This window comes from Propionispora vibrioides (assembly GCF_900110485.1).
In the GTDB taxonomy this organism is placed as follows: Bacteria; Bacillota; Negativicutes; order Propionisporales; family Propionisporaceae; genus Propionispora; species Propionispora vibrioides.
Genome location: NZ_FODY01000013.1, coordinates 18,010 through 44,913, shown reverse-complemented (window position 1 = coordinate 44,913; position 26,904 = coordinate 18,010). Strand labels below are relative to the sequence as shown.

Here is a 26,904-nt window from a genome sequence, read left to right as displayed (position 1 = left end):
GTTATAACAAAATAATAAACACACAAATGACAGGAGGCTAATATATGTCGAATTCAGCTTCTCTTCGTGTAAAGATACAAAAGATGGGCGGATTTTTGAGTTCTATGGTAATGCCCAATATCGGTGTATTTATTGCCTGGGGCCTTATCACCGCTTTCGTTATCCCTACTGGCTGGGTGCCGGATGAATATCTTTGTAAATTAGTTGGTCCAACCATTACGTACCTGCTGCCGCTTTTAATCGGTTATACCGGCGGCTACAATGTGTATGGCAAGCGTGGCGGAGCGATTGGTGCTTTGTCAACCATGGGCGTGATTGTCGGGGCTAATATGCCGATGCTGATCGGTGGTATGATTATGGGACCGCTCGGCGCCTTTGTTATCAAAAAGGTCGATGGTATGTTAGCCGGCAAAATGCGTTCCGGCTTGGAAATGCTGGTAGACAATTTTGCCCTCGGTATTGTCGGCGCTCTCATCATGATTTTTGGTTACGTTGCCGTTGAACCGATTTTTTCCGTTATCATAAAATTCTTGGCTGGCGGTGTTGAATGGGTAACAAAACAGGGGCTTATCCCATTGGCAAGCTTATTCGTTCAGCCGGCGCAAGTATTGTTTTTAAATAATGCTGTAAATCATGGAATTATGATTCCGCTGGGTATCCAGCAGGCAATGGAAACCGGACGTTCGATTTTGTTCCTGGTAGAGGCAAATGGCGGAAACTGGCTGGGCCTGTTGTTAGGTTTTGCTGTCTTTGGCCGTGGCATGGCTAAGAAAACTGCACCGGCTTCCGCCAGTATCATGTTTTTAGGTGGGATCGGTGAGGTTGCCTTCCCTTATGCGATGATTAAACCGGTTACCCTGTTGGGGCCTATCCTTGGTAATATGGCTGCCCTATTCTGGCTGCAGATCTTCCAGGGCGGTACCGTTGCCGCTGTATCACCGGGCAGCTTCCTGGCGCTGCTGGCGATGACCCCGAAAGGATATTTTATAGTTAACGCAATGGCGTATATTATTAGTGCAGCGGTTTCCTTTGTGACTGTGGCATTTTTCTTGAAAACCGCCAAGGTCGAAGCAGGGGAAGATTATGATGAAGATACTGACGGGATTTTAAATAACAGCATAGCCCTGGCCGGTGCGAGTGGTATTGCGGTCACAGTTCCTGTTCCGGCTGCCGGAAAAAGAATCAATAAAGTCATCATCGCTTGTGATGCCGGTATGGGGTCTAGCGCGATGGGGGTATCGATTTTAAAAACTAAAATGCGTAAAGCCATGCTCGATATGGAGGTGGTCAATGTATCGGTTGACAATATTCCCCACGATGCCGATGTTGTGATTACCAACGCTGTACTCGAAGAACGGGTACGGGAAAAGGCCCCGAACGGTGCGGATGTTTTAACCATCAAGAATTTCTTAGACAATAATGAATATGATCGCATTGTAACGTATTTGAAAAAAGCACAATAAAGAATAAACCGCCTTTTATAACGCACACGATAGTGGAGTATGGGAAATATCGATATGGAAAGCAGGGGGCACCAGATTCTTAGCGAACACATTCGATATTTCCTATACAGACATGAGAAAGGTGGCATTCTTAATGGTTATTTCTTCACGCACCAAAGCAATTATTGATTATTTGCGTAAGAGCATTGACTATGTGCCAATCCAAGCAATTGCCCATAAGTTAAAAGTGACAGAGCGGACGGTATACCGGGAGATTCCGGAAGTCATAAAAGTGCTGCAGCAGTGTCAGGTTAAGCTGGAAACAGTACAAGGAAAAGGGATGTTTTTAAAAGGCGAGCCGGAGGCTTTGGACCGCTTAGGACAGATTTTGCAGGATAAACGGGCAGATTATGATGTCAGCTCGCAGGACCGCATTGATCTTACCATTATTGAGCTATTAAACCAGGAAGATTATATTAAAACCCAGGCAGTTGCCATTCAAACCAAAAGCTCGCTCAGGACAAGCCGTAATGATCTTAAACTAATTGAACGAATGGCGCTCAGCCATAATTTAAAGCTACAGACCAAAAAGGGTGAAGGTATCTATCTATCGGGGGATCCTGTCTTTAAACATCATTTGCTTGTCAGTGTGATTACGCGGAATGTAGATGTCGATCTGTTGCTGGCCTGGATGGAAGGCCGCTACCGTGGCAGTCAAGTATTTCTGGATACCCTGCAGCTATATGGTTATGCTGAACTGTTTCAGACTGTATATCTGCTTTTAAAAACCGTTATTGATAATAAAAATATACGTACCACTGATGTGAATTTTTTAGAATTTGTGATGCTGGCGGCATTACTTATGAAACGCACATTGGAGGGAAAGCGAAGCTATGATGATTTTGATTTTACCGAGCAAAAAAGCGATCTTTATGAGCAGGCAAAAAAAATAAAAGGGACCTTGGAAAAACAATTTCATGTTACCTGTACGGCAGATGAATTTCGCTATTTACTATGGTTAATGTATTTGAGTTTTAACCCCAATATCAATACTATGCTGTGCCTGCGGGAGTTTATGCTGGCGCCGCAAATGAAAAAGATAATCTCCCTAGTGGAAGAACAAACGGGAATTTCTTTTAGTAATGATATTACATTGCTAAAAGGATTGTCGGCACACATGGACAAGACGCTAACGCGGATTCGCAGCGGTATGAGCGTTATTAATCCGATCAATAAAGAAATCCAGGACAAATACGGAGATTTGTATTGGGTAGTAAAAAACTGTATGCATTATGTGTTTCCCGAGGATCAGTTCCCCGAAGATGAAATTGGCTATCTGGTTTTATATTTTGCCGTTTCGGTTGATAAATTTGCCAAAGGTTCGTTCCGGGTGCTGGTGGTATGCTCGAGTGGGATGGGATCTTCCAAGATGCTGGCCAGCCGCCTGGAACGGGAGATTCCCGAGATTTATATCAAAAAAATAATTTCGCTGATCAGCCTGCCGGAAGAGGATTTGCAAGAATACGATTTGATTCTCTCTACGATACCGCTGATGCTGGATAATGCCAACTATATGAGGGTATCGCCACTCTTGAATCATAAGGAATTAGAAAAAATTCAACAGGCTATTCAACGGCATAAGCACCGGAAACTACGGATCTTGACCCAAAAGAAACGTATGCAGGGGAGCGGTGGCGGAGCTGCAGCATGGCAGGATTTTGCGAATATGAAAATTATGGCAGAGTGGAGTCTCCATATATTAGCTTACTTTGATGTGCTTACCGTGACAAATGAGAATATGCCGGGAGGATTGATTGACTTTTTTGCGCAGCAGATTATCGATGCAGGGATTGCCATGAGTTTTGATAAGGCACAGGACTTTATTACCCACAACATCAATGATGTGAACTTTATCATTCCTAATACGCAGCTTAGTTATTTAGATTGCTGTCTGCCGGAAGTCAGTCAACCCAAAATGTTTATTTATAATTTTTCGCAGGCGCAGCTTATTGCTGAAGGCAGAGAGATTAAGTCCGTGGTGCTGCTTCTGTATCCCGCCAAGCGCAGTGATGTGCTGGGGGATTTTATCGGCAATATGATTATGTGGATCATTGAAGAAGTGGATATGATTTCGCTAGTGGATATTGATCAAAAAAACAGGCTTTCTGTGTCGCTCGGCCAGCGGATGAAACAATATATCATTGAAAACTTTCAGGAAAGGGATAATGGCGATGAAAACTATTTTTGATGAACGAAATATTCGCCTCCAGGCTGTGTTTAGCAATAAGGAGGAGGCTATTCGGGCTGCAGGACAGATTTTAGTGGATAACGCTTATGTGGACGCTGATTATATCGACGATATGCTGGCCCGGGAAAAAGCGGTCAGTACCTATATTGGTAATTCGGTAGCGATTCCCCATGGTTTATCGGAATCGAAGAACCGCATTGAAAATTCAGGGATTTCCTTTGTACAAGTACCGCAAGGTGTTGAATTTGAAGGTGGCGTGGCCCGTCTGATTATCGGTATCGCCGGGAAAGACAATGAGCACCTGGAGATATTAGGGAAAATTGCGATGGTCTGCACGGAAGAAGAAAACATTGAAAAATTAGTACAGGCTCAAACCAAGCAAGAAATATTATCAATCTTTAAGGAGTTGTCATAGATGAAAGCAGTACATTTTGGAGCGGGCAATATCGGCCGGGGTTTTATTGGCGAATTGCTGCATAATTCCGGCTTTGCGATTACCTTTGTCGAAGTGAATGACGAACTGGTGAAACAGCTAAATGCCGAAAAAAGCTATGATGTGTATTTAATTAATGAAGGATACGCGAAAAAAACGATTGATCAGGTAACGGCCCTTTCGCCGATCACCCAAGAGGTTGAAGTTATTCAGGAAATTGTGGAAGCCGATATGATTACGACCTCCGTGTGGGCCGATAACCTGCCTAAAATTGCGCCGACTTTGGCGAAGGGGCTCAAGGCTCGCTTAGCGGCCGGTAAGGGAAAGGTTAACGTGTTAGCTTGTGAAAATGCTATGTTTAATACCGATATTTTGAAAAAGGCAATGGCCGATTGCCCGGTGGATATTAATATGAGTGAACTTGAGTCGATTGGTTGTTACCCGAATACGGCTGTCGATCGCATGGTGTTCGACTCGGTACGTGATGGGAAAAAAGCAGTGGATATCGGGACGGATTTTGAACTCGTTATTGAGCAAAACAAGCTGCTTGAGCCGGGGAGTGAGCCAATTAAGGGTGGCGAATATACCGATAATCTGCAGAAATTTTTAGAACGCAAACTCTATATTATCAATTGCGGGCATGCATGGGCCGGTTATCTAGGTCATCTATATGGCTACGATATTATCCAGGATGTATTCCATAATGAAGAGCTGGTTAAAGAAGTCCGCAAAACTATGCAAGAATCGGCTGGATTATTAGTGAAAAAATATGGCTTTAAGGCACAGGAGCTGGAAGACTATATCGACTTTGCTATCGGCCGTTTTAAAACTCCGGGGATTACCGATACGATTAACCGTGTATCGCGCTCACCGATCCGTAAGCTGGCACTGGCCGATCGATTGACCGGTCCTTGCGTACAGTGTGAGGAGTTTGGCTGTGATAATACAAATCTGTTGAAGGGGATTGCCGCAGCATTGCTATTTGTGGACAATGCGGAAGATCCGCAGTGCGTGGAATTAAAAAGTTATGTAGAGTCTCATGGTGTGGCCAAAGCGATTGAGACCTTCACCGGTATTCAGCCAGAATCAAAAATGTTTCATGTTATTTTATCCAGATATAATGAATTGGCCGCAATTAAAAATATTCATCGTAAGTAATGGGAGGGAAACGACATGAAGTTACAGTTAGCATTAGATGAAAAACGCTTAGTTGATGCGTTGCTTTTTACGGAAAAAGTAGCCGAATATGTAGATATTATTGAAATCGGTACCCCGTTTGTCATTGATGAAGGTATGCGGGCAGTGCGGGAATTTAAAAAATATTTTCCCGAAAAAGAGATCCTGGCCGATCTGAAAATTATGGACGGTGGATTTTATGAATCTGAATTGGCCTTCGATGCCGGAGCCGATTATATTACAGTACTGGGAGTAACCGATATTTTGACGGCAAAAGGTTGCATAAAGGCCGCTGAAAAATATGGTAAACAAGTTGTCGTTGACATGATTTGTGTACAAGATTTGCCTAAAAGAATTCATGAAATGGAAGCTATTAATGCACATGTTCTAGCCGTGCATACAGGTGCTGATCAACAGGCTGCCGGGCGTAAACCTATTGAAGATCTAAAAGTAATGGTGGAGCATGCCAAGACGGTTAAAATTTCAGTTGCCGGTGGAATTAACAGTAAAACAATTGATCTGTATGTTGCTCTAAAACCGGATATCGTCATTGTTGGTTCAGCAATCGGCAACGCAGCAAATCCGGTAGAAGAAGCAAAATTAATTAAACAGGCTATTATGAAATAAGAAGGAGTGGAACAAATGAAAGAATGCACAACACTACTGACCATCATTGGTGAACTGGCAGCTGATTCCAAGCTGACAGATGAGGATGAGATCCAATCTGTCGTAAAATTAATAGTAGAGGCAAAACGGGTATTTATTGCCGGAGCAGGGCGATCAGGCTTTGCAGCAAGAGCATTTTCCAATAGATTGATGCACTTAGGGTTAACTGTCTATTTTGTAGGGGAGCCTACCACGCCTTCTATTCAGGAAGCGGATCTCTTAATTATCGGTTCAGGCTCAGGGGAAACGGCAAGCCTTGTTACCATGGCGAAAAAGGCAAGTTCCCAGGGAGCCAAAATAGCTACATTAACTATTTTCCCCGACCATACTATTGGCTCAATGGCAGATGCAATTATCAAAATTCCTGGAGTTACTGCAAAATGCGGCAGTGAAACAGGGAAACAATCTTCCCTTCAACCGCTGGGTTCTTCCTTTGAGCAATTAAGCTGGTTGATTTATGACAGCATAATTATTGAAGTAAACAAGGTTGTAAAACAGTCGTATGAGCAGATGTACGCAAGGCATGCGAATTTAGAGTAATAGCTAGAGCTAGGTAACCACTGATTAATTCACGCTGCGCGTCCTGACGGAGTTTTTTCCGCCTGACTGCGTTAGCAAAACCTTGAAATAGGGTCCGCTATTCCTGCGGCTTTACTTCCTTGCCAGACGAAAAAATCTCTCGCCAGGCCAATAGGTTCATTTAATCAGCGGTTACCTAACTGGATTTGCCGCGTTGTCGCTTAATTCTACAATGTATGCAAATCCGGCTAGCTGTTACAGTTGCTGGTTAGCATGAGACGGGTTTTATGTGTGGCTGAGACGGAAGTATTTGCTAGGGGAGCGGGGAGTTATATATTGGAGTTACAGGCAAAAAAGCTCTTCATTTTTGATATGGACGGATTAATGTTCAATACCGAATGGATTTACTATCAAGCCTGGAAAAGACTATTGGCAGTGGATAGCTATCAACTGAATTTTGAGTTTTATAAAACATTAATCGGTTCACCGGATCATACGCTGCAAGATAAGTATTTTGCAGAATTTGGTCCGGATTTTCCATTCTCTTATTATTTGCAGCAATATAAAATTGAGAGTGACGCTATTATCGCTAAAGAAGGTGTGCCTATCAAGCCGGGACTGGGAGATTTGTTAGACCTATTGACACGAAAAGGGCGAAAGAAAGCGGTGGCCACATCAAGTCCGCGAGCCAGTATGGAAAAATTGCTGAAAGCAGCCAAGGTTTATTCAAAGTTTGATTATTTTTTGTGTGGCGATGAAATCTGTCATGGTAAGCCCCACCCGGAGATCTACAGAAAGGTGTTGGCTATGAGTGGCTATGCAGCGCGGGAAGCTGTCGTATTGGAAGATTCGATCAATGGCATTAAGGCAGCAAGCGGCGCTGAAATAGACTGTATTTTTGTCAAAGATATCGTTGATCCGGGCGAGGCTATCGTAGCGCTTACTTGTGCTTCGCTGAACAGTTTGGAAGAAGTTATACCTATGGTAGAATAAGTAACAGTGGTAAGAAGGGAACGAGAATGACTAAACGCCCGGCGACCGGTGACGGACAGCGTACGGGGCGTTTTTTTTATTATTTGCTGCCGTCTGGACAAGCATCCCGGCGGATGATATGATCTAATCTGTGATTAGTGGTCCGCGGGCTTTGAAAGTGCAAATTGAACTTATGGAGATTTTTTTGTAAGGCAAGGCGAAAGAGGCGCGCCTAGCGGATATAGGTAAGCCGACGACAACGAAACCTTGCGGGAAAAGGTCCGTGAAGTAATTGTAATTTCAGACTTGGTGGGCCGCTAATATCCTGGATCACTTAAATCATTATAAGGTTGCAAGTCCGTGTATTTAGGTGACGCAGAGTACCAGGGGTATCTTTTCCCTAAACCACATATACTACATAGGATTCGAAAGCAGAAAGGATGTACTAACACTGTTATGATGAGCGTGATTCGGCGCTTGCTGATCGGCAAGCCGCTGCACAACAACGAGCTGGCCCACGAGCGCCTGCCCAAATGGAAGGCCTTATCTATTTTTTCTTCCGATGCCTTATCGTCAGTGGCTTACGGCCCTGAACAGATCATGATTACACTGATTACCGTTCCCGGTATCATCGCCTACGGTTATATGGCGCCGGTGGCCCTGACCATATTACTTTTACTTGCCATCATCGCCCTGTCCTATGTTCAGGTGGCGAAAGCCAATCCGGAAGGCGGCGGTGCTTATGCTATCGCCAAAAAGAATTTAGGTGAATTGCCGGCCCTGGTTGCCGCCGGCTCGGTGTTTGCCGACTATGTGCTGACCGCGGCGGTTAGTGTCTCGGCGGGCACGGCGGCGATTACTTCGGCGTACCCCCCCTTATTGCAACACAAGGTCTTTATTGATTTATTTGTTTTATTCGTTATTTTAATGGTCGTCAATTTGCGCGGTGTCAGGGAATCGTCCAATGCCTTTGTTATCCCTACCTATGCTTTTTTGTTCGGCGTGCTGGCCCTGCTGGGAGCGGGCTGCTACAAAGCGCTGTTTGATGCTCCCTATCTCATCCATCCTGACGCGCTGGCCAAGCAGCCGCTGGACTGGGCCATGCTGTTTTTGATTCTGCGTGCCTTTGCCAACGGCTGCAGCTCAATGACCGGTATCGAGGCGATTGCCGACAGCGTGCCGATGTTCCGGAAGCCGGAGGCCCGTAACGCCACCATCACTACGTACTGGATGGCCGGTATTCTCGGGGTTATGTTCATCGGCATTACCTTCCTGATCATGCACTATCATATCGTGCCGCACCATGAGGTGACGGCTTTGTCGCAGCTTGCCGAGAAAGTGTTCGGCCGGGACGGTATCTATCTGTACATTCAGCTTAGTACCATGCTGGTGTTGTATCTGGCCGGCAATACGGCCTATAACGGACTGCCCATCCTGCTGTCCATCATCGCCAGGGACGGCTATATGCCCCGCTATCTGGCCACCCGGGGTGAGCGGCTGACTTACTCCAACGGCATTGTATTGCTTACCTTTATGGCCGCGCTGCTGATTGTCGCCTTCCAGGGGCAGATTGACCACTTGATCTCGTTGTATGCCATTGGCGTGTTTATTTCCTTTACCATCGCCCAGACCAGTATGGTGGTGTACTGGAAAAGGGAACGCCAGCCCGGCTGGGTCCTGCGGGCCTGGATGAACGGCGTTGGCGGGGTCACGACCGGCATTGTCGTGCTGATTATTACGGTGACTAAGTTTGTGCACGGCGCCTGGATTATTTTATTGTTTATTCCCTTTATTGTATTTATCTTTAAGAAAATTCGCGGTCATTATGACAGCATCGCCGAACAGCTGCGGGTGCCGGAGGAATTGATTTGTGAGGGGAATTCTTTATCGACGGCCGGTAAGCATATCGTCATTGTGCCGGTTTCCACGCCGACGCGGGTGGTGTTTCAAACCTTGAAATACGCCAAGCTGATCGGTGATAATGTGCTGGCGGTTCATGTGGCGAGTACCGAAGCGTCGGAGGAAAAGATCAGGCAGAACTGGGACAAATGGAATCTGGGGGTCCGGCTGGTCATCCTGCGGTCGCCTTACCGGCTGCTGATGAACCCGCTGCTGGAGTACATCGAAAACATTGTCCAGAAAAAAGCCAGCAATGACTATATTACGGTGGTTATCCCGGAATTTGAAACTCCCAAATGGTGGCACCGCCTGCTGCACAACCAAACAGGCTGGATTCTGCGGACTACGCTGATTCTCAAGGAAAATGTCATTGTCACTACGGTGCCGTATCAGTTGAAGGAGTGATGAATGGCCTGCATTTGTGTTGTTTGCACAAATGCAGGCCATATATATTGTTATTTTTGTCCCTGGACAGTGCTTGACGGCTCTGCTATAATGAGATAAAAGTAAATACAACCGAAAAAATTGAGCAAAGATGCTAACAAATAAGACAAAGACTGTCTTATTCTGCCAGGCATCTTTTTTGTTATCCTTTCGGCAAAGACTACCGTAAAAAAAGTGAATACCGGCCAGTTGGCGTACCGTCCCGGCGGCTACTGCCTACTGGCGATCAAGCAAAGACGCTTAATCTGAGAGTGCTTTGCTTTTTTTGTTTTTTAGCCGGTGCGTCTGGTTGCTTTTAGCGGCAGGCGCCTTCCCAAATTATAGAATAGAGGAGGAAGGGCTATGTTTAACATAATCAATTTAGGTAAAAAGTTCGGCGATTTGGAAGTACTGAAAAGCATCAGCCTGTTTATCAAGGCCGGCGAGGTAGTCTGTATTATCGGACCGTCCGGTTCCGGCAAGAGTACCTTTCTGCGCTGTCTGAATCTTTTGGAAGTGCCGACAAGCGGAAAAATCTATTATGGCGGAACGCTGATTGAGGCCGATCTGGACAGCAAAAAGCTCCGCAAAGAAGTCGGCATGGTGTTCCAGAAGTTTAATCTTTTCCCCATGCTAACCGTGCTGGACAATTTAACCTATGCTCCCATTCATGTCAATAAAGTAAAGAAAGCGGAAGCGGAAGAAATAGCTATGGAGCTGCTGCGCAAAGTCGGCCTGGCCGATAAAGCCAATCAGTATCCGGCTAAGCTTTCGGGCGGACAGCAGCAGCGGGTGGCCATTGCCCGCGCGCTGGCTATGAAACCCAAGCTCCTGCTGTTTGATGAACCAACTTCCGCGCTGGACCCCGAACTGGTCGGCGATGTGCTGGAAGTCATGAAGCAATTGGCTGCCGAAGGGATGACCATGGTGGTGGTTACTCACGAAATGGGCTTTGCCCGCGATGTGGCCGATCGTGTCATTTTTATGGATAAAGGCTATATCGTGGAGGAAGGGCCGCCGGCCAAAATCTTTAACCGGCCGGAACACCAGCGGACTCAAGAGTTTCTGGCAAGAGTTTTATAAGGAACCGCTGAGAAATGAGCCTGTCGGCATGACAAAAGATTTTGCCTGGTAAGGAAGTAAAACCACAGGAATAATTAAGTTGTTTCAAGGTTTTGCCGACGCAACCAGGCGGAAAAAGATCCGTCAGGACGCCCAGTGCGAATAAATCAGTGATTCATAAGGAGGGAGAACATGCCACTACACTTTGCTAAAGCAGCCGATCTTTTAATTCCTTCCCTGTTACATGGTTTTGGTGTGGTTATTCAGGCGACAATTCTGGGGTTTATCCTGGCAACTTTCATCGGACTTATCATTGCTATCGGCAGGCTTTCATCCATTAAAATCATTAGAGGTTTTTTGTATTTGCTGCTGGAACTTATCCGGGGAACGCCCTTACTGGTGCAGCTTGTCTATATCTACTATGTGGTACCTTTGCTGCTTAACCTTATCGCCGGTCTGTTCGGCTATAAAACGGATGTACAGATCGCCTCGCTGACGGCCGGCATCCTGGGACTGGGTATCAATTACGGCTGTTATATGTCCGAGGTCATCCGGGCCGCCATCGTTGCCGTCGATCCCGGCCAGACCGAAGCGGCCCTGGCGCTGGGCTTTGGCAAATACCAGGCCCTGTTCCGCATCGTGATGCCCCAGGCCCTGCGGAGCATTATCCCATCATTGGGCAATTATCTGGTCATGATGGTCAAAGACACGTCGCTCCTGGCTTACGTGGCGGTCAATGAACTGCTGCTTCGCACCCAGACCTTCGCGTCACAAACCTTTTTAACTATTGAATCATATACTTTTTTGGCTCTGGCCTATCTTATCATCAGTGTGCCGCTGTCGCACCTGGTGGCCTTTGTGGAACACCGGTTAAAGACCAAATAACCGGGTAAGACAGTTACCGGTGGAAGAGAAAGCCGGCGGCAGAGTTCGAAACTGCTGGTTTTCTGTACTATATATTCATTCATAAAAAAAGAGGAGTGGAACATGATGAACAAAGTGTATAAACGGTTTGCAGGTTTAGTGGTTTTGGTATTTGCCCTGGCAGCCCTGCTGGTTGGCTGCGGTTCCTCCAGCACTACGACGGAGAAGAAGGACGCCGGTGCCGGCAGTACGCTAAGCGCCATAAAGGAAAAAGGTGTTCTGGTAGTGGGTTCCTCCAATGATGCTCCTTTCGCCTATATGGACGCCAGCAGCAACAAGTTTTCCGGTGTTGATGCCGACATTATCCGCGAAGTGGCTAAACGTCTGGGCATTGCCAAAGTGGAAATGAAGCAGATTCCCTTTGAGAACTTGCTCATTGAGCTTAACAACAAAACGATTGATATGGTAACCGACGGCATGTATATCAAACAGGAGCGCCTGGAAAAAGCCCTGTTTACCGATGTATGGTATAAAGAAGGCGAAGCTGTTGTAGTCAAAAAGGATTCCAGTATAAAATCCAAGGAAGACCTGAAGGATAAAGTCTTGGGCGGCCAAAAAGGTACGGCCTTCCTGGAAATCGCTCAAAAATGGCTGAATGAAGGCAAAATTAAAGACCTGAAAATTTTTGGCAGCCAGGCAGAACTGATGATGGCGGTTAACACCGGGAAAATTGATGCCTGTGTTACCGACGGCATTGTGGCCGGCTATACCTTAAAACAGGACTCCAGTCTGGACCTGAGAATCCTGAGTCCCTATGAAGCGGAAGCTGCCGGCAAGATTGGCGCGGCTATCCGGTTTGAAGACAAGGAATTGAACGATGCGGTCAATAAAGCGATAAACGATATGAAAAAAGATGGCACCCTGATGAAAATACTGGAACAATACGGTCTGAACCAGGATTACTTCGTATCGCTGGAAGACGGTAAAACGAAAAACGTGAAATAAATCAAATAACCGTTTACCTGCAGGAGGGAGCTTTGGTTTCCTCCTGCACCATTTTAACGGTGCACCGCGTGTTGTACCAATTATATATTACTGTTTGGAAAGGGGCGATAACGGTGGAAAAATTAAATACAGAAGGTTCCAAGGCGTTATTCGCAAAAACAAAAATGTACTTGGTAGAGGGCGTGGCCAGTTCGTTTCACAAAGCGGCCGATGAGGAGTATCCGCTCTGCCTGGAGCGGGGCAAAGGCTCCAAGGTCTATGATGTGGACGGCAATGAATACATTGACTATATTGGCGGCTTCGGTCCCATGCTGCTGGGGTACAGCCCGGAGGCGGTCAACCGGGCTGTGGTGGCGCAAATCGAGCGGGGTTCACAATTGTCGGCAACGACCGTTTCTCTCTGTCAACTGGCGAAGAAGCTGACTGAGATCATTCCCTGCGCCGAACGGGTATCCTTTCAGAACTCCGGCACCGAAGCCAATATGCATGCCTTTCGGTTGGCCAGGGCCTATACGGGCAAGAAAAAAATTATCAAGTTTGAAGGCCAGTACCATGGCTGGGCGGACGAAGAAAAAATAAGTATTGACGCCGCCAACGTAAAAGAACTGGGCGAGCGGCAGGCACCAGCCCGGCTGTTTACTACCAGGGGGCAGCGACGGGAAACAGCAGACGATATCATTATTCTGCCCTGGAATGATCTGGAGTTGCTGGAACAGGTTATTGAGCAAGAGGCCGGTGAGCTTGCCGCCGTTATTACTGAACCGATCATGTGTGATTCGGGTCCAATCCTACCTAAACCAGGCTATCTAGCCGGTTTGCGGGATTTGACCAGCCACTATCAGGTAGTGCTGATCTTTGATGAAGTCATCACCGGCTTCCGGGTGGCTCTGGGCGGTGCGCAGCAATACTATGGGGTCACGCCGGATTTAGCGGTGTTCGCCAAGGCGATTGCCGGCGGTTATCCGCTGGCGGCAATCGCTGGGAAACGGGAAATCATGGAAGCCGGTGTACCGGCGGCCGGCACCTTTAATGCCAATGCTATTGCCGTGGCGGCCTCGTTGGCGACCATCGGGGTGCTGGAAACTGAACAGGTATACCCGCGGCTGGAGCAGTTAGGTGGCCTGTTTGTCCAGGGCATGCGGACGCTGGGTGAAACCTATGGGATACCCTTGTTTTGCCAGGCGGTGGGCTCCATCTGCATTCTGATGTTCGGCCTGAAAAAGGGGGTCGATGATTTCCGGCACTATCTAACCGCCGCCGATATCGCTTATTACGATCTGTTTGTGCGCAAAGCGCGGCAATATGGCGTGCGTTTCACGGCGCGGCGGGGGCGGATTTATCTGTCTACCGAACACAGCGAAGCGGATATTAGCAGGACACTGCAGGTGGCGGAGCGAATTTTTGCGGAAACGAAAAATCGCAGAGCAAAATAGAGGAGGATTGATTATGAAAGAACATGGTTTATTTATTAATGGCGCCTGGGTAGCCACCGGGGATAAAATTGCCGTGAAAAATAAGGCGGATAACAGTGTACTGGGGTATGTGGCTGCAGCCGGGCAGGACAATGTGCAGGCGGCGGTCGATGCGGCCGAGCAGGCATTTAAAACGGTTAAGTTGGAGCCGTATATGCGCTATACCATTCTTATGAAAGCCAGTCAGCTTTTGCGGGAAAAGCAGCGGGAGATGGCGGAAATCCTCGTCCAGGAAGTAGGTAAGCCTATGAAGGAAGCTCTGGCGGAAGTAACCAGGGCGCAGCAGACCCTCATTCTGTCGGCGGAAGAAGCCAAGCGGATGACCGGCGAAATGGTGCCGCTAGCCGGCGCGCCGGGCTGCGATAACCGCTGGGCATTTACTTTGCGGGTGCCTGTGGGCGTTGTCTGTGCCATTACGCCCTTTAACTTCCCGTTGAATCTGGCCTGCCACAAGATCGGTCCGGCCTTGGCCGCCGGTAATGCGGTGGTGTATAAACCGGCCACCGTTACGCCGCTGTCAGCCGTGCTGTTGTGCGAGATCTTTGCTCAGGCCGGTTTGCCGAACGGCTTTTTGAACTTGCTGACAGGTTCGGGTGCCAAACTGGGTGAATGGCTGCTGGTAGAAAAACGGATTGGCTTTTACAGCTTTACCGGCAGTCCGGCGGTCGGCAAAGAACTGTTGAAGCGGGCGGGCCTCCGGCGGGTGGCGCTGGAGCTAGGTTCCAACTCGGCCAATATTGTACATCATGATACCGATGTGGCGGCAGTGGCCGCTTTGTGCGCCAAATATGCCTTTGCCAATGCCGGACAGGTCTGCATTTCCTGTCAGCGCGTCTATGTGCACCGCAGTGTGTATCAGGAATTTTGCGACAAGGCGGTGGCCTATGCCAAACAGCTTATTGTCGGTGATCCAATGGACCCGGCCACCGATGTGGGGCCTATGATCAGCGAGAGTGAAGCCGGGCGGGTGGAGGAATGGGTGAAAGAGGCCGTAACGCAGGGCGCCACGGTACTGACCGGCGGCACACGCTCCGGCGCCTGGTTTGCCCCCACCATACTGACTCATGTCCGGCCGGACATGAAGCTGGTATGCCAGGAGGTTTTCGCACCGCTTTTTTCCATTATTCCTTATGATACTATTTCCGAAGCCATTGCCCTGGTCAATGATTCGGCGTACGGCCTGCAGGCCGGCGTCTTTACCGGCTCGCTGGACGTGGCCCGCGAGTGTGCCATGAAGCTTGAAACAGGTGGTGTGATCATTAATGACGGCGCCACTTTTAGAACGGACAATATGCCCTACGGCGGCGTCAAAGAAAGCGGTATGGGGAAAGAAGGTCCGCAGTACGCCGTCCGGGAAATGACGGAAGAAAAATTGATTGTCTTTAAATTTTAACCGGAATACGGTGAAAGGAGACCGGCTATGATCAGTTGCCGTGAAGTTGTCAATTTAGCTTCGCTGACCAAGCTGCAAATCGTGGCGGGACATGCCGGACTGAACCGGCTGGTGCGCTGGGTGCATTTTATCGATCTGCCCGATGTGCTGCCCTGGGTGCAGGGCGGTGAGTTGCTCATTATCACCGGCATCGGCCTGCAGGGAGATACGGAAAAACTCAGGGAGCTTGTCCGGGGGATTATCAACAAAAAACTGGCCGGGCTGATTATTAATGTCGGGCCCTATATTGAGGATATCCCGGCAGAGGTGCTGCAACTGGCCGATCAGGCTCATTTCCCGATTTTTGCGCTGCCTTGGGAAGTCAAAATCATTGAAGTGACCAGAGACATCTGCAGTCATATCGTCCGGAAGCAGACCGAGGAACGGTCAATTAAGGACTTCCTGGAGCAACTGCTGTTTTTCCCGCTGGCCGACCCGGAAGTGCTGATCCAGCGGGCGGCTTATTACGGTTATGATCTTGCCCGGCCGCATCAGGTGGCGGTCATCAGTCCGCGCAATTTAACCGAATATCTGGAGGCGCAAAAGTTGAAAGACGAAAATGCCCTGATGGCGTTTAAAATGCGTTTTGGCAATGTTGTACAGGACATTTTGGCCCGCTGGGACCGGAAGATTCTGCAGACCCTTTGCGGCGATGATATCGTTCTTTTGATGCCTTATGACAGTGAACCGGCCGGTGTGCGGCAGAACCTGGAGCTGTTGACACGGGTCTGGACGCAGCTTGTCGATGAGATGCCGGAACTGGCGGTTACCGTAGCGGTGGGCGGGCGGTTTGCGGCGCTGCCGGAGGCCCGGCGCAGTTATTTGGAGGCCAGCCGGGTGCTGCGGCTGTTCGGCGGTTTACGGAGAGCTGCCCGACCGGTTTATGCCTATGAACGGCTGGGTATTTACAAGCTGTTGTTTGAAATCGGTCCGGAGAAGCTTGCGCTTTATTATCAGGAAATCATTGAACCGCTCCATGAGTACGACCGGAGAAACAACACCGAGCTGATTGACACACTGTTTGCCTATTTTGAAGAAAACTGTAATGCCGCGCAAACTGCCAAACGGCTTTTTGTTCACCGCAACACGCTGGACTATCGTTTGAAAAAGATTGAAGAAATCAGCGGCCGTGATTTGGATGATCCCTATGACCGGCTGACGCTGCAGCTCGGGGTAATTATGGGCAAACAAATGGACAGCAGTGTATTTTCCCTTGATTTGCCGGGTTGAGCGGACTCAGGGTAACCACTGATTAATTCACACTGTGCGTTCTGATGGAGCTTTCTCCGCCTGGCTGCGTCAGCAAAACCTTGCAACAGAGGCCGCTATTTCTGCGGTTTTGCTTCCTTGCCAGACGAAAAAATCTCTCGCCAGCCCGACAGGTTCATTTAATCAGCGGTTACCTATGATATTAGGATGATATCACAAAATACGCCGATATATCTTGTGAAGGTGTCACATAGACGCCCCGGCCGGTATTTGGTACTATAAAAGCATAAGGACACGCAAATAGTTTTTAAGCAATGGCGCTGAACCGTATCCCTAGAGGCGGTTCAGCGTTTATCTTTTTTATCAGGGAAGGGGAGGGATTCGCATGAGCGCTAGAGGAGACAAAACGAAGCAGTTGATTGAAAGAAAAAACAAGGCGGTACCTAAGGGCATTGCTAATTCTACCGGAGTATTTGTGGAAAAGGCTAGCGGCGCCGTCATTACCGATGTGGAAGGCAAAGAATATCTGGATTTTTATGCCGGGGTCGGTGTGCTGAATATCGGACATTGTCCCGCACCGGTAGTCAAGGCGGTGCAAAGCCAGGCGGAGAAGTTGCTGCATTCCTTCTTTGCCATTGGTATGTACGAATCATATGTGGCACTTGCTGAAAAGATGAACGCCATCGCACCGGGCGCTTCGCCGAAGAAGACGATGTTTGCCAACAGCGGCGCTGAAGCGGTGGAAAATGCCGTGAAGATTGCCCGTCATGCCACCCGGCGGACCGGCATTATTGCCTTTGAATGTGCTTTTCACGGACGGACGCTGATGACTATGAGTCTGACCAGCAAGGTAAAGCCCTATAAATACGGCTTCGGCCCCTTTGCGCCGGATATCTACAAGGTGCCTTCGGCTTATTGCTACCGCTGTCATTACCGCTCAAGCTATCCGGGCTGCGGCATGCATTGTCTGGAGAATTTTGAGCGGTTCTTTACCACCGAGATTGACGCCGAACACATCGCCGCCATGATCATTGAGCCGGTACAGGGCGAGGGCGGTTTCCTGGTGCCGCCGCCGGAATTTTTGCCGGGCCTGAAAGCTATTTGTGAGAAGAAAGGCATTTTGCTGATTGCCGATGAAGTGCAGACCGGCTTTGCCCGGACGGGCAAAATGTTTGCCATAGAAAATTGGGGTGTTGAGCCTGATCTGATGACAACGGCCAAGTCGATTGCCGCCGGTGTCCCTTTAAGTGCGGTAACCGGCAAGGCCGAATATATGGACGCTCCCGACGGCGGCAATATCGGCGGTACCTATGGCGGTAATCCGCTGGCCTGCGTAGCCGGGTTGGAGACCATTAAATATATTGAAGAAAATGCGCTGTGCAGCCGGGCAACTAAGATCGGTGAAATTACGATGAGCCGCCTGAAAACTCTGCAGGAACGCTGTTCGGCTATCGGCGACGTGCGCGGTGTGGGAGCCATGATCGGCATTGAATTGGTCAAAGACCGGGAGACTAAGGAACCGGCCAAGGAACTGACCGGCAAGATCATCCAGTACTGCCTGGAACAGGGCGTTATGCTGATTAGCGCCGGAGTGTTCGGCAATGTCATCCGCCTGCTTATTCCACTGGTTGTCACTGACGAAGAACTGGACCGGGGGCTGACGGTACTGGAGAAAAGCATTCTAAAGGCAGTTGCCGAAGGATGAATTAAAATATAAAATCGCTATAATAGCAACCCCGGCAGGATTTCCTGCCGGGGTTGCTATTCATTTTCCAGCCAAGCCGTAGCAGTAAGCATTGCTCTTTTAGCGAAGAAGTATTTGCATATTCTTGTCGAATTTGGCAGGAACTTTCAGCTCCGTACAGAATGAGTACACAACCGGAATCTTGGTGATTTATCCCAGTCATAACCGGTATTAAAGCAGCCCCGTGGGCAGTAAAGGTAAATTTACCTGGTAAAGTGGGTTACCTAATGAAACAAAGTAAACAACTGGCAGGTCTTTTTCTTATAGTGATCATCATTGGTATGACCGCGTTTTATGGTTATAAGGTACAAGAAATGCGGACCACGCAAAACAGACACGTCGCCATTACGCCTGATATGCAGGTGGAACTGACGGCGGGAGAGAGGGAATTCATCCGTTCGCTGGGCACTCTAAAAGTGGCGGTGGACGAGAGGTTTCCGCCCATATCCTGCTATAGCAAGAAAACAGGTGAATTTGACGGTGTGTCCATCGAGGTACTGCGGATTTTATCGCAAACACTGGGGTTTAAGTATACGCTTATCCCGTATGGCGACCTGTCCTGGATCGAGCATCTGAACTTAATCAGGGACAACAAAATTGATATACTATGCGCCGCCAGTGTAACCGATGAACGGAAATCGTACGGGTATTTTGCCAATACTGTTTATTTTGAAATGAATTATGCTTTGATTGGTGCTATTGATCATCATGTACGGCTAAGCCGGATCAATGATATTGCGCGGTATAAAATAGGCCTGGTTGAGGGGATGTCGGTTAACGATTATCTATTAAAGTTTGCCGATCCGCAAAAAGTTATCTATTACCGGACCTTTGATGATGCGTTTGCCGCTTTGCGAAGGCAAGAGGTAAACCTGATTTCACATAATGAAGCGGCTTTTGTGGAGCGGTATTTTACGGGGAAATTATTTGATTATGAGATTGTATTTTCCATTAACGATAACATCCGGCAGTATGCTTTTTTTTCGCCTAAGACGGAAAACGGGAAAAAACTCATTGAAATTCTTGATAAAGGCATGAAAAAGTTGGATTTAAAGACGATTGGCAAGCAGTATTATGAAGATAAAAGTATTTTTGCCTACTATAAGGACCATGTTTTGCAAGAGCAGCACATGAACGAGCTTCGCAATTTCTTTCTCATGCTGCTGCTAACGACTTTTATGATTTTTATGATTGCTACGGTTTTGATGCGTCGACGGAACAGAGAACTGGAATGGCTGGCGGCTACCGATTATCTGACGGGCGTAAAAAACAGGCATGCTTTGTTCAACGAGTTTTCCGACGTGTCCAGATTGCAGCAGTCCAGCATTATCTACGTGGATTTGGATCACTTCAAGGTCATTAACGATAATTTTGGTCATGAAGCCGGCGACCAGGTTTTACAGGAGATCGCCGTGCGGTTGCAAAACTGTCTGCCCCAGGCCTCGGTCTACCGGATGGGCGGCGACGAGTTTTTACTGATCCTGGAGTCCGGTGAGGTGTTTGACGGAGCTGTCCTGCTATCTCAGATCGAGCAGCCGGTTTATTGTAATCAAAACAGGTATTGCGTCAGTGCCAGTATCGGCTATGTGGATATAACGCAATGTCCGGACAAATCGCTCAATGAAATTATTACTATGGCAGACACGGCCATGCTGCAGGCCAAAGCCTCCGGGAAAAACCGTGTAGTTAACTTTTCCTGTATGGTGAACAGAAAACCCGGAGCAGAAGAACCAGTGGGGGATTAAGGAACAGGAGCGTGATACATTTGGGAACCTGGGAAGAGGCTATCAAGGCAAAAGCCCGTGAGCTGGGCTATGACGGCTGTGGGATTATTGCGGCGGCACCGTTTCAGGAATTTTTAGCGGGAGTGGAGCGGCGCGCCCGCCTGTTTCCTCATGCGGCGCCGTTTTATGACAAGCTGGAGGCAAGAGTCGCTTCGCAGCCGCAAGCTGTCGTCCCCTGGGCCCGTTCTATCGTAGTTTGCCTGCGGCGTTACGATAAGTATAAGCTTCAGCCGCAACTGGATCAGTTGGTGGGCAAGTACTATCTGTTCGACGGGCGGTTGCCTTACTCGCCGGAATATGCGGCACAGGCTGATTTTGAACAGTTTTTGACGGACAGCGGTTTTCGTATTGCCCGGGAGCGGCTGCCGCTGCGCTGGGCGGCGGTGAAGGCCGGCTTGGGGAAGTTCCGCAATAATAATTTTGTATATACTGCGCAGGGATCGTGGCATTGGATTGATGCCTGGCTGGTTGATAAGCCGCTGGCCTATGATCAGCCAGGCGGCGACAGCCGTTTCCCCTGTCCGCCTAACTGTAACAAATGTATACAGGCTTGCCCGACGGGGGCTTTGACCGCGCCATTGACAATGGACGCTACCCGCTGTATTGCTCACTTGACTTTCAGTGAATGGGACGCATTGCCGCCGGAAGATGTCAGAAAAACTATGGGCACTTATCTGTATGGCTGTGACGAATGCCAGAATGCCTGCCCCATGAATAAAGCCTGGCAGGGTAAGGAGGAATTCGTTGAACCGGTTGCTCTGGACAGTTTGCTGGAATTGGAGACCCTGCTGGCTATGGATGAGGTGACGTACCGGAATGTTTTGCAGCCTCGCTTCTGGTATATCGCCCAAGAGGATTTTTGGCAATGGCGTTGCAATATAATCCGGGCCATGGCTAATAAGGACCCGAAAGCGTATGCCCCTTACTTTACCAGAGCGCTGGAAGATCCTGATGCCCGTGTAAGACAAATGGCCGAGTGGGCGTTAAACCGTAACCGGCCAACCGGATAAAGAGAGCTAATAAAAGTAGAGAAGCCAGGCGTAGAATCATTTAATCTGACTGGACAGCAGAGCGCTGTTATAGAGACCGCCCCCAATTGCAGTTAAGTTCATGCTGCGATTGGGGGCGGTTTGGCTTTACTGATGGAAGGTAGATCCGCCAGTAGTTTTTTCTCAGTTGCATTTTCCGGATGATTTCGGAGTTTACGAATAGATAGTAACAAAATGACCTTGTGTTACTGTAATATTCCAATTCACTTCTAACACTATATACGACAAGATTCGCTTGATTCCTCTATAAACTTACATTTCTTGCAAAAAGATAAAAGTAGTGGAAATTAGTGATATGTTAACCTGGTTTTCAAGTTTTTTCTTTATAAAACCTTGATTTTTCTAGCTCAAGTCGACTTTCTAATGTAACACAAGGTCATTTTGTTACATTAGAAAGTCGACTTAGCTTTTTGATAACGTCCGCAGAAGGCAAATCTGCTTTGTGATAAATTTTACAATTTATTTTTTGGATATTCGGCTTGCCCTCAGGGAGCCTATTTGTCCGTTGTATTTCTGATCAGGCTAGACCACCCGCAACATTTATAATGCTAGCATTTAAATGTATAAAACATACTTATAAGGGGGATTTATATGCACTTTTTGGACAATATGAAAGTAGTTTTTAAACTCAGTATACTGATTGTTATTGCGTTTCTTTCCTTAGGCATTATCAGTTTTACCGGCTTTTACTATCTTGGGCATGCCAATACAGCTATGACTACCTTATATAAGGATAGGCTGCTTCCCGTACAAACGATTAATGATACCCGTACAATAACCCGCAAGGTGAATTCGGCTATTTTGGAATTGATGATCACTACCAATGAACAAAGAAATCAAGAATTAAAAGCCACGATCAGCGAGGGCGCTGCTGCTGCAGATACTAATATGAAATCGCTTGTCAGTATGCAGATGGATGAAAAAGCTCAATCCATATTGAATCAAATACAAGCAGCGCAGGACAAATATCGCCAGGCCAGAGCCGGTGTGATAGAATTGGCTGCACAAAATAAAAATGCGGAAGCCTATGCTCTTTATATAGATAAAGTAGACCCGTTAGCTACCGACTTTATGGATAAACTACGCGGACTTTCCGAATATTATGCGGATCTGTCGGAACGGTCCGATAAAGAAAATCAGGCTGATTTTGAAAAAGCGGTACTGATTGTTTCAGCCGTTATCCTAACTGTTGTGCTGCTATTAGGGTTTAGCGGCCTATACATAACTAAAAGCATTACCGGGCCGTTATCGTTTATGGTGGGTTTATGCCGGGATTTTGCGGCCGGCGACTTCCGGGATAAAGGCAGTAAGATAAATCGCCGTGATGAGATCGGTCAATTAGTGACTGCTCTGGAGCATACCCGCAGCAGTCTACAGGTTTTATTAAAACAGGTTGGCCAGTCGGTGGAACAGGTTGCCTCCTCCTCAGAAGAACTCAGTGCCGGTGCCGAGCAGTCATCCCAGGCAGCCAATCAGGTTGCCAGTTCCATGGCAGAAGTGGCGAAAGGTATGGATAATCAGATGTCGGCAGCGAACGATACATCGGCCGTAGTGCAGCAGATGTCGGCCAGTATTCAACAGGTAGCCGCTAACGTCCACGAAGTGTCCAATCATTCGGACCAGGCTTCTGAAAAGGCCAGTCATGGTAAAGAATCGATTGATAAGGCAGTAAAGCAGATGTTTCATATCGAAAATACTGTCACAACACTGGCCGGGGTTGTGACTAAATTAGGGGAACGCTCCCAGGAAATTGGTCAGATTGTCGATACTATTTCCGGTATTGCCGGACAGACGAATCTGTTGGCTTTGAATGCAGCCATTGAGGCGGCCCGGGCCGGTGAACAGGGAAGGGGATTTGCCGTAGTTGCCGAAGAGGTTCGCAAGCTGGCAGAGCAATCTCAGGAGGCGGCTAAGCAAATTGCAACTTTGATTGGTGAAATTCAGGGAGATACCAATATGGCTGTAGATGCTATGAAAGAAGGGACAAGGGAAGTTAAACTGGGAACAGAAATTGTTGATGCCTCAGGACAGGCCTTCCAGGAAATTGTTACGGTTATCACTCTTGTGTCTGAGCAGATTAAGGAAATTACTGCAGCTATTGAGCAAATGGCTGTCGGAAGCCAGCAAGTTGCAGAATCGGCCAAGCAAATTGATGCTCTGAGCCGAAGCGCTTCCGGCGAAACGCAGTCCGTATCCGCTGCGACCGAAGAGCAGCTGGCCACGATGGAAGAGGTCGCGTCATCCAGTCAGGCATTGGCCAAGCTGGCTATGAATCTTCAAAGTGAAATCAATAAATTTCAGATTTAAAACAACCGACAAAGTACCGCAATAACAGCTATTGCGGTACTTTGTTTATTACTTGAGCATTGTTGTTTGCTGAACAGGCGAATTTACTGACCGATAATACAGGAGGACGATAGTTAAGTTTATGAAAAATTTGTAAAGTTTTGTATTAAAAAAAGGTTTTCGTTTTATTAATCCAGAATATCCTCCAGTAAATATATCAGGCGGTAATAAGGAGCGAATTTGCTGCTATGATCAAGGAAAGATGGGAAATCTTGGATTGTTGGGTTGTTGCAGGTTATAATTACAGAGTTATTCTTAAACCACGGACAACAAGGGCACATCTCATCGACATCACTTTGGAAACCAGTAATATTCATGCCTTACTGGAGGAAGTAGTAAATGCATTTTGGACGAGTCAGGAACTTATGGTTTATTTAGACGGTATTGCGGTACAAGGCAGGCATTCAATTAAATGAATGCCTGCCTTGTATTTGAGGTTGCGCCGGGTAAAGCTTTAGCCGGCCAGTTGGTATACTCCAATGAGCATCAGCAAAAAGCCGGAAACGGTAGTCGCATAGTTCCCGAGAAGTTCCGAAGCATATTTTTGTCCCCAATAATGTCCTAAACTGACGGTAAGAAGGCTGAAGGCGCTAACGAGAACAGATTCGAGTAAAGGGGACTGGCCGGCAGTGCCGATAGCAAACCCTCCGGCTATGGCATTCAGGGAAAGCGCAAAGCCAAGCAGGAAAGCCTCACGGCAGCAAAGATCTTTCGAGGCATCCAGATCCACCTTTTCCGGATGACGCAATATTTCAACCGGGCCGATATATATTTTGGTTCCGAATAACTGTAGATCCATGATAGGCTGCTTCTCTTTGACAGCGTGAATGATTGGCTGGAGACAGATCCATAGCCCCATTGAAACCAGTAAAGCGGTACTGATGATGGCGCCGATTTGGGGCGAGGCATATAGGCTGAAGCTTTGCCCGGCTTGTGAGGAGATCCAGGCAACGAAAAACGATGTAGCGGCAATGATCCCGTTGGCCGTATAGGATATTTTTATATGGCGCATTCCGTAGGTGATGCCTACTCCCAGGTTATCAAGATTGGCAGCAAAAGCAACGAAAAAAGCCCAGCCAATATGTTGCAACAGAAATCCCCCCTAGTGACAATATAACCTATAGTATAAAACGTTCAGCGAGAAAGCTTGCGTTATTTCTATGTGGCTATAGGATGTAGTTTCTTCCATACCAAAATAAATTTTACACAGCCTTTACGTTTACTTAACTTCCCCGTAAAGATGCCGGTATATAATAAAATAAGGGAAAATAGGGACCAGTAGAGGGGAAAGTGCTGTGAAAACTTTGTCAGGACGATGTATACGCCCATTCTCATCAGCTTTTGCAGTGATGCAGACAAATGTTTCTTGTGAGCACTTGCTTGGCTGTATAGCGGCAAATCACCGTGTGGCTGAAGAAAAAAAACTTTTGCTCCGGATTAACGCCTGCAAGGAAAAAATCGATCAGTATATTCAAAGAACTTTGGCAATAAGTCAAAATATTTCCCGTCCGTATGCATTACTTTTACTTAGTGGCCGATGGGATTACCGGAGTATCCTGGAAGTCATGCTTGCAGATTTACAGGTTGATGAATTAGCACAGGAAATCCATGCGTTAGTCAGGGCCGATATGCAGCACTATTTCGGGCGTTCCGTACCGGAATGTGCAGATTTATTTACGGTCAGTGCCCGGCTGTTTTCTCCCCCGGCCTATATTAGTCAGGTCTTGCAGGAATATCGAAATACCTTTCGTTTTACAAAAACAATGGGCAGAGTCGTTAATAAAACTTGTCGGGAAAGCTTATCACACACTGGATTGCCCCGGGTGTTGCGGCAGTTAGCCGGCCAGATGGATTGGGGCGACTTATTATTAAGCCGGTTTGATTGCTCACCGGCAGAACAGACAGAGCGGCTACAGCGGCAGGTCGATGACTGCATTCATGGTATGCTGAGCCACTGGGCAACCCAAATAACACATCAATATCAGGAAACCGCCGCTGAAGTTTACTACCGGTTTTATGATGAATATACCGGCAAGAATGTTGAACTTCCCACAATAAATCAGTATAAATTGCTACATTGGAAACGCCGGAAAAAGAGGCATTCTTTATATGAGGTTCCCTATGCAGTATGATGGCCACATCATGCTGTTTTTTTATTGCCCGCAGAGAAGGCAACTGCATAACATGGGTTAAACTGGGTAATATTATCTTGTACATTGTTATCCTATAACAGAAGGGGCAGAGCGTATATGCCGGCTATTGAATCAAATCACGAACAAAACGAAAAACAAGAGGCAAAATCGCAGGAACGGTATGAACGAAAAAGCCGCGGACAGCGCATGCGGGAAAGAATTACGGAAACAACCAATGTAGAATCTTCCGAAAGTCTGGATCAGATTTTTGAGGCCAAGTTAGCGGCGGTTAGTACGTATGAACGTAAACTTGCCACCATAACCGATCCTTATGCCCGAAGTGTTTTACAGGATATGATCCGTCAGGAACGCCGGGAATTAATGCATCTGACCGAATTGGCCGATTTGGTGGAGCAAAGTCCGGATATGAACAGTTTTACCCGCACCCACCGGAGAATGGGGCACCGGATGAGAATGAAAACGGGCCACAGCCCGACCTTTTGGCTGGGAACAGCAGCATTGGGTATGCTGTTGCTGCCAAGTGTAAGAGAAAAACTTCGGCCCCTGGCTATTAAAACGGTTCAGGGAATTATGGGCTTATCGGAACAAGCCCAGGGAATGTTTAGCGGTGTCCGGGAGGATTTGGAGGATATTGTCAGTGAAGCTCAGTTTGAACAGTTTAAGCAGTCCATTGACAGTGCTATAGATGAAACGGTGACAGAGCCCACGGAGCCTACACCTTAATCAGGAGGAACGAGATGGCCGATCTACAGGATTTGAAAGAAAAAGTATCCGCGATTAGCAAAGAATTACGGGAGGCTGTAGATTTAAGCATTGAGCTACGCCGGCAATCACCAAAGGACAAGTCGGAAGTGATTGTGGTGTGGGAATTATTTTTAAAAGATTTTTTCGGGTATGTTAAACAGAGGAGTAAAGAGGCCAAGGACAATTTACTCTCCGGTGTTTCCTGGACGCGCCTGAAGTTTTTTTGAACAACAATAAGGACAAGCCTTACTGTTGTTCCTTT

General features: G+C 47.6%; 23 protein-coding genes. 22 read left to right on the top strand and 1 reads right to left on the bottom strand.

Going from position 1 to position 26,904, the window contains the following annotated elements:
- Positions 1-44 precede the first annotated feature (44 nt).
- The 19 genes from BMW43_RS11525 (at position 45) to BMW43_RS11435 (ending at position 24,161) form a co-directional block, all read left to right on the top strand.
- Positions 45-1,463 carry a PTS transporter subunit EIIC gene (locus tag BMW43_RS11525; protein ID WP_091747389.1) on the top strand — a complete coding sequence of 473 codons (1,419 nt, stop codon included), beginning with the start codon at positions 45-47 and terminating at the stop codon, positions 1,461-1,463.
- A gap of 133 nt (positions 1,464-1,596) precedes the next feature.
- The gene (locus BMW43_RS11520) at positions 1,597-3,690 is read left to right on the top strand and encodes a BglG family transcription antiterminator (RefSeq protein WP_177173570.1); all 2,094 of its coding nucleotides are present in this window, start codon (positions 1,597-1,599) and stop codon (positions 3,688-3,690) included.
- Positions 3,668-4,105, top strand: a complete 438-nt coding sequence (locus BMW43_RS11515; RefSeq protein WP_245732391.1) for a PTS mannitol transporter subunit IIA — start codon at positions 3,668-3,670, stop codon at positions 4,103-4,105. Before BMW43_RS11520 ends, BMW43_RS11515 begins: the two co-directional genes overlap by 23 nt.
- Positions 4,106-5,281, top strand: coding sequence for a mannitol-1-phosphate 5-dehydrogenase (locus BMW43_RS11510; protein ID WP_091747383.1), 1,176 nt, complete (start codon positions 4,106-4,108; stop codon positions 5,279-5,281). It abuts the gene before it with no gap.
- Positions 5,282-5,296: 15 nt separating this feature from the next.
- A complete protein-coding gene (gene hxlA, locus BMW43_RS11505) occupies positions 5,297-5,926 on the top strand; it encodes a 3-hexulose-6-phosphate synthase (protein WP_091747380.1) in 630 nt (209 codons plus the stop codon).
- A gap of 15 nt (positions 5,927-5,941) precedes the next feature.
- On the top strand, positions 5,942-6,505 hold the full coding sequence (hxlB, locus tag BMW43_RS11500) for a 6-phospho-3-hexuloisomerase (RefSeq protein ID WP_091747378.1): 564 nt from the start codon (positions 5,942-5,944) through the stop codon (positions 6,503-6,505).
- A gap of 315 nt (positions 6,506-6,820) precedes the next feature.
- Positions 6,821-7,477 (top strand): HAD family hydrolase, encoded by a 657-nt coding sequence (locus tag BMW43_RS11495; protein WP_177173569.1) that lies wholly within the window; start codon positions 6,821-6,823, stop codon positions 7,475-7,477.
- A gap of 435 nt (positions 7,478-7,912) precedes the next feature.
- Positions 7,913-9,760, top strand: a complete 1,848-nt coding sequence (locus tag BMW43_RS11490; RefSeq protein WP_091747372.1) for an APC family permease — start codon at positions 7,913-7,915, stop codon at positions 9,758-9,760.
- 381 nt (positions 9,761-10,141) lie between these two features.
- A complete protein-coding gene (locus tag BMW43_RS11485) occupies positions 10,142-10,861 on the top strand; it encodes an amino acid ABC transporter ATP-binding protein (RefSeq protein ID WP_091747369.1) in 720 nt (239 codons plus the stop codon).
- Between the two features lie 171 nt (positions 10,862-11,032).
- Positions 11,033-11,725 carry an amino acid ABC transporter permease gene (locus tag BMW43_RS11480; protein WP_091747367.1) on the top strand — a complete coding sequence of 231 codons (693 nt, stop codon included), beginning with the start codon at positions 11,033-11,035 and terminating at the stop codon, positions 11,723-11,725.
- Positions 11,726-11,827: 102 nt separating this feature from the next.
- Positions 11,828-12,709: a substrate-binding periplasmic protein gene (locus BMW43_RS11475; RefSeq protein ID WP_245732389.1), complete on the top strand. Its 882-nt coding sequence runs from the start codon at positions 11,828-11,830 to the stop codon at positions 12,707-12,709.
- Positions 12,710-12,822: 113 nt separating this feature from the next.
- Positions 12,823-14,142, top strand: coding sequence for an aspartate aminotransferase family protein (locus BMW43_RS11470; RefSeq protein ID WP_091747531.1), 1,320 nt, complete (start codon positions 12,823-12,825; stop codon positions 14,140-14,142).
- A 13-nt stretch (positions 14,143-14,155) separates the two neighbouring features.
- Positions 14,156-15,574: an aldehyde dehydrogenase family protein gene (locus tag BMW43_RS11465; RefSeq protein WP_091747362.1), complete on the top strand. Its 1,419-nt coding sequence runs from the start codon at positions 14,156-14,158 to the stop codon at positions 15,572-15,574.
- Positions 15,575-15,601: 27 nt separating this feature from the next.
- Complete coding sequence (locus BMW43_RS11460; protein WP_091747359.1) at positions 15,602-16,843, top strand: PucR family transcriptional regulator; 1,242 nt, start codon at positions 15,602-15,604, stop codon at positions 16,841-16,843.
- 364 nt (positions 16,844-17,207) lie between these two features.
- Positions 17,208-18,527 (top strand): 4-aminobutyrate--2-oxoglutarate transaminase, encoded by a 1,320-nt coding sequence (gabT, locus tag BMW43_RS11455; RefSeq protein ID WP_091747356.1) that lies wholly within the window; start codon positions 17,208-17,210, stop codon positions 18,525-18,527.
- Positions 18,528-18,793: 266 nt separating this feature from the next.
- Positions 18,794-20,311, top strand: coding sequence for a transporter substrate-binding domain-containing diguanylate cyclase (locus BMW43_RS11450; protein ID WP_091747353.1), 1,518 nt, complete (start codon positions 18,794-18,796; stop codon positions 20,309-20,311).
- Positions 20,312-20,331: 20 nt separating this feature from the next.
- Positions 20,332-21,360, top strand: a complete 1,029-nt coding sequence (locus tag BMW43_RS11445; protein WP_177173568.1) for an epoxyqueuosine reductase — start codon at positions 20,332-20,334, stop codon at positions 21,358-21,360.
- A gap of 630 nt (positions 21,361-21,990) precedes the next feature.
- On the top strand, positions 21,991-23,706 hold the full coding sequence (locus BMW43_RS11440) for a methyl-accepting chemotaxis protein (protein WP_091747346.1): 1,716 nt from the start codon (positions 21,991-21,993) through the stop codon (positions 23,704-23,706).
- 227 nt (positions 23,707-23,933) lie between these two features.
- Positions 23,934-24,161: a hypothetical protein gene (locus BMW43_RS11435; RefSeq protein ID WP_091747343.1), complete on the top strand. Its 228-nt coding sequence runs from the start codon at positions 23,934-23,936 to the stop codon at positions 24,159-24,161.
- Positions 24,162-24,199: 38 nt separating this feature from the next.
- Here the strand turns inward: BMW43_RS11435 and BMW43_RS11430 are convergent, their stop codons facing one another.
- Entirely contained in the window at positions 24,200-24,835 is a 636-nt protein-coding gene (locus BMW43_RS11430; RefSeq protein ID WP_091747341.1) for a manganese efflux pump, read from the bottom strand.
- Positions 24,836-25,151: 316 nt separating this feature from the next.
- Between BMW43_RS11430 and BMW43_RS11425 the strand changes: the two genes are divergently transcribed.
- From BMW43_RS11425 to BMW43_RS11415, 3 genes are all read left to right on the top strand, one after another.
- Entirely contained in the window at positions 25,152-25,877 is a 726-nt protein-coding gene (locus BMW43_RS11425) for a hypothetical protein (RefSeq protein ID WP_143050612.1), read from the top strand.
- Between the two features lie 117 nt (positions 25,878-25,994).
- Positions 25,995-26,621, top strand: coding sequence for a hypothetical protein (locus BMW43_RS11420; RefSeq protein WP_091747335.1), 627 nt, complete (start codon positions 25,995-25,997; stop codon positions 26,619-26,621).
- Positions 26,622-26,635: 14 nt separating this feature from the next.
- Positions 26,636-26,869 (top strand): hypothetical protein, encoded by a 234-nt coding sequence (locus tag BMW43_RS11415; protein WP_091747333.1) that lies wholly within the window; start codon positions 26,636-26,638, stop codon positions 26,867-26,869.
- Positions 26,870-26,904 lie beyond the last annotated feature (35 nt).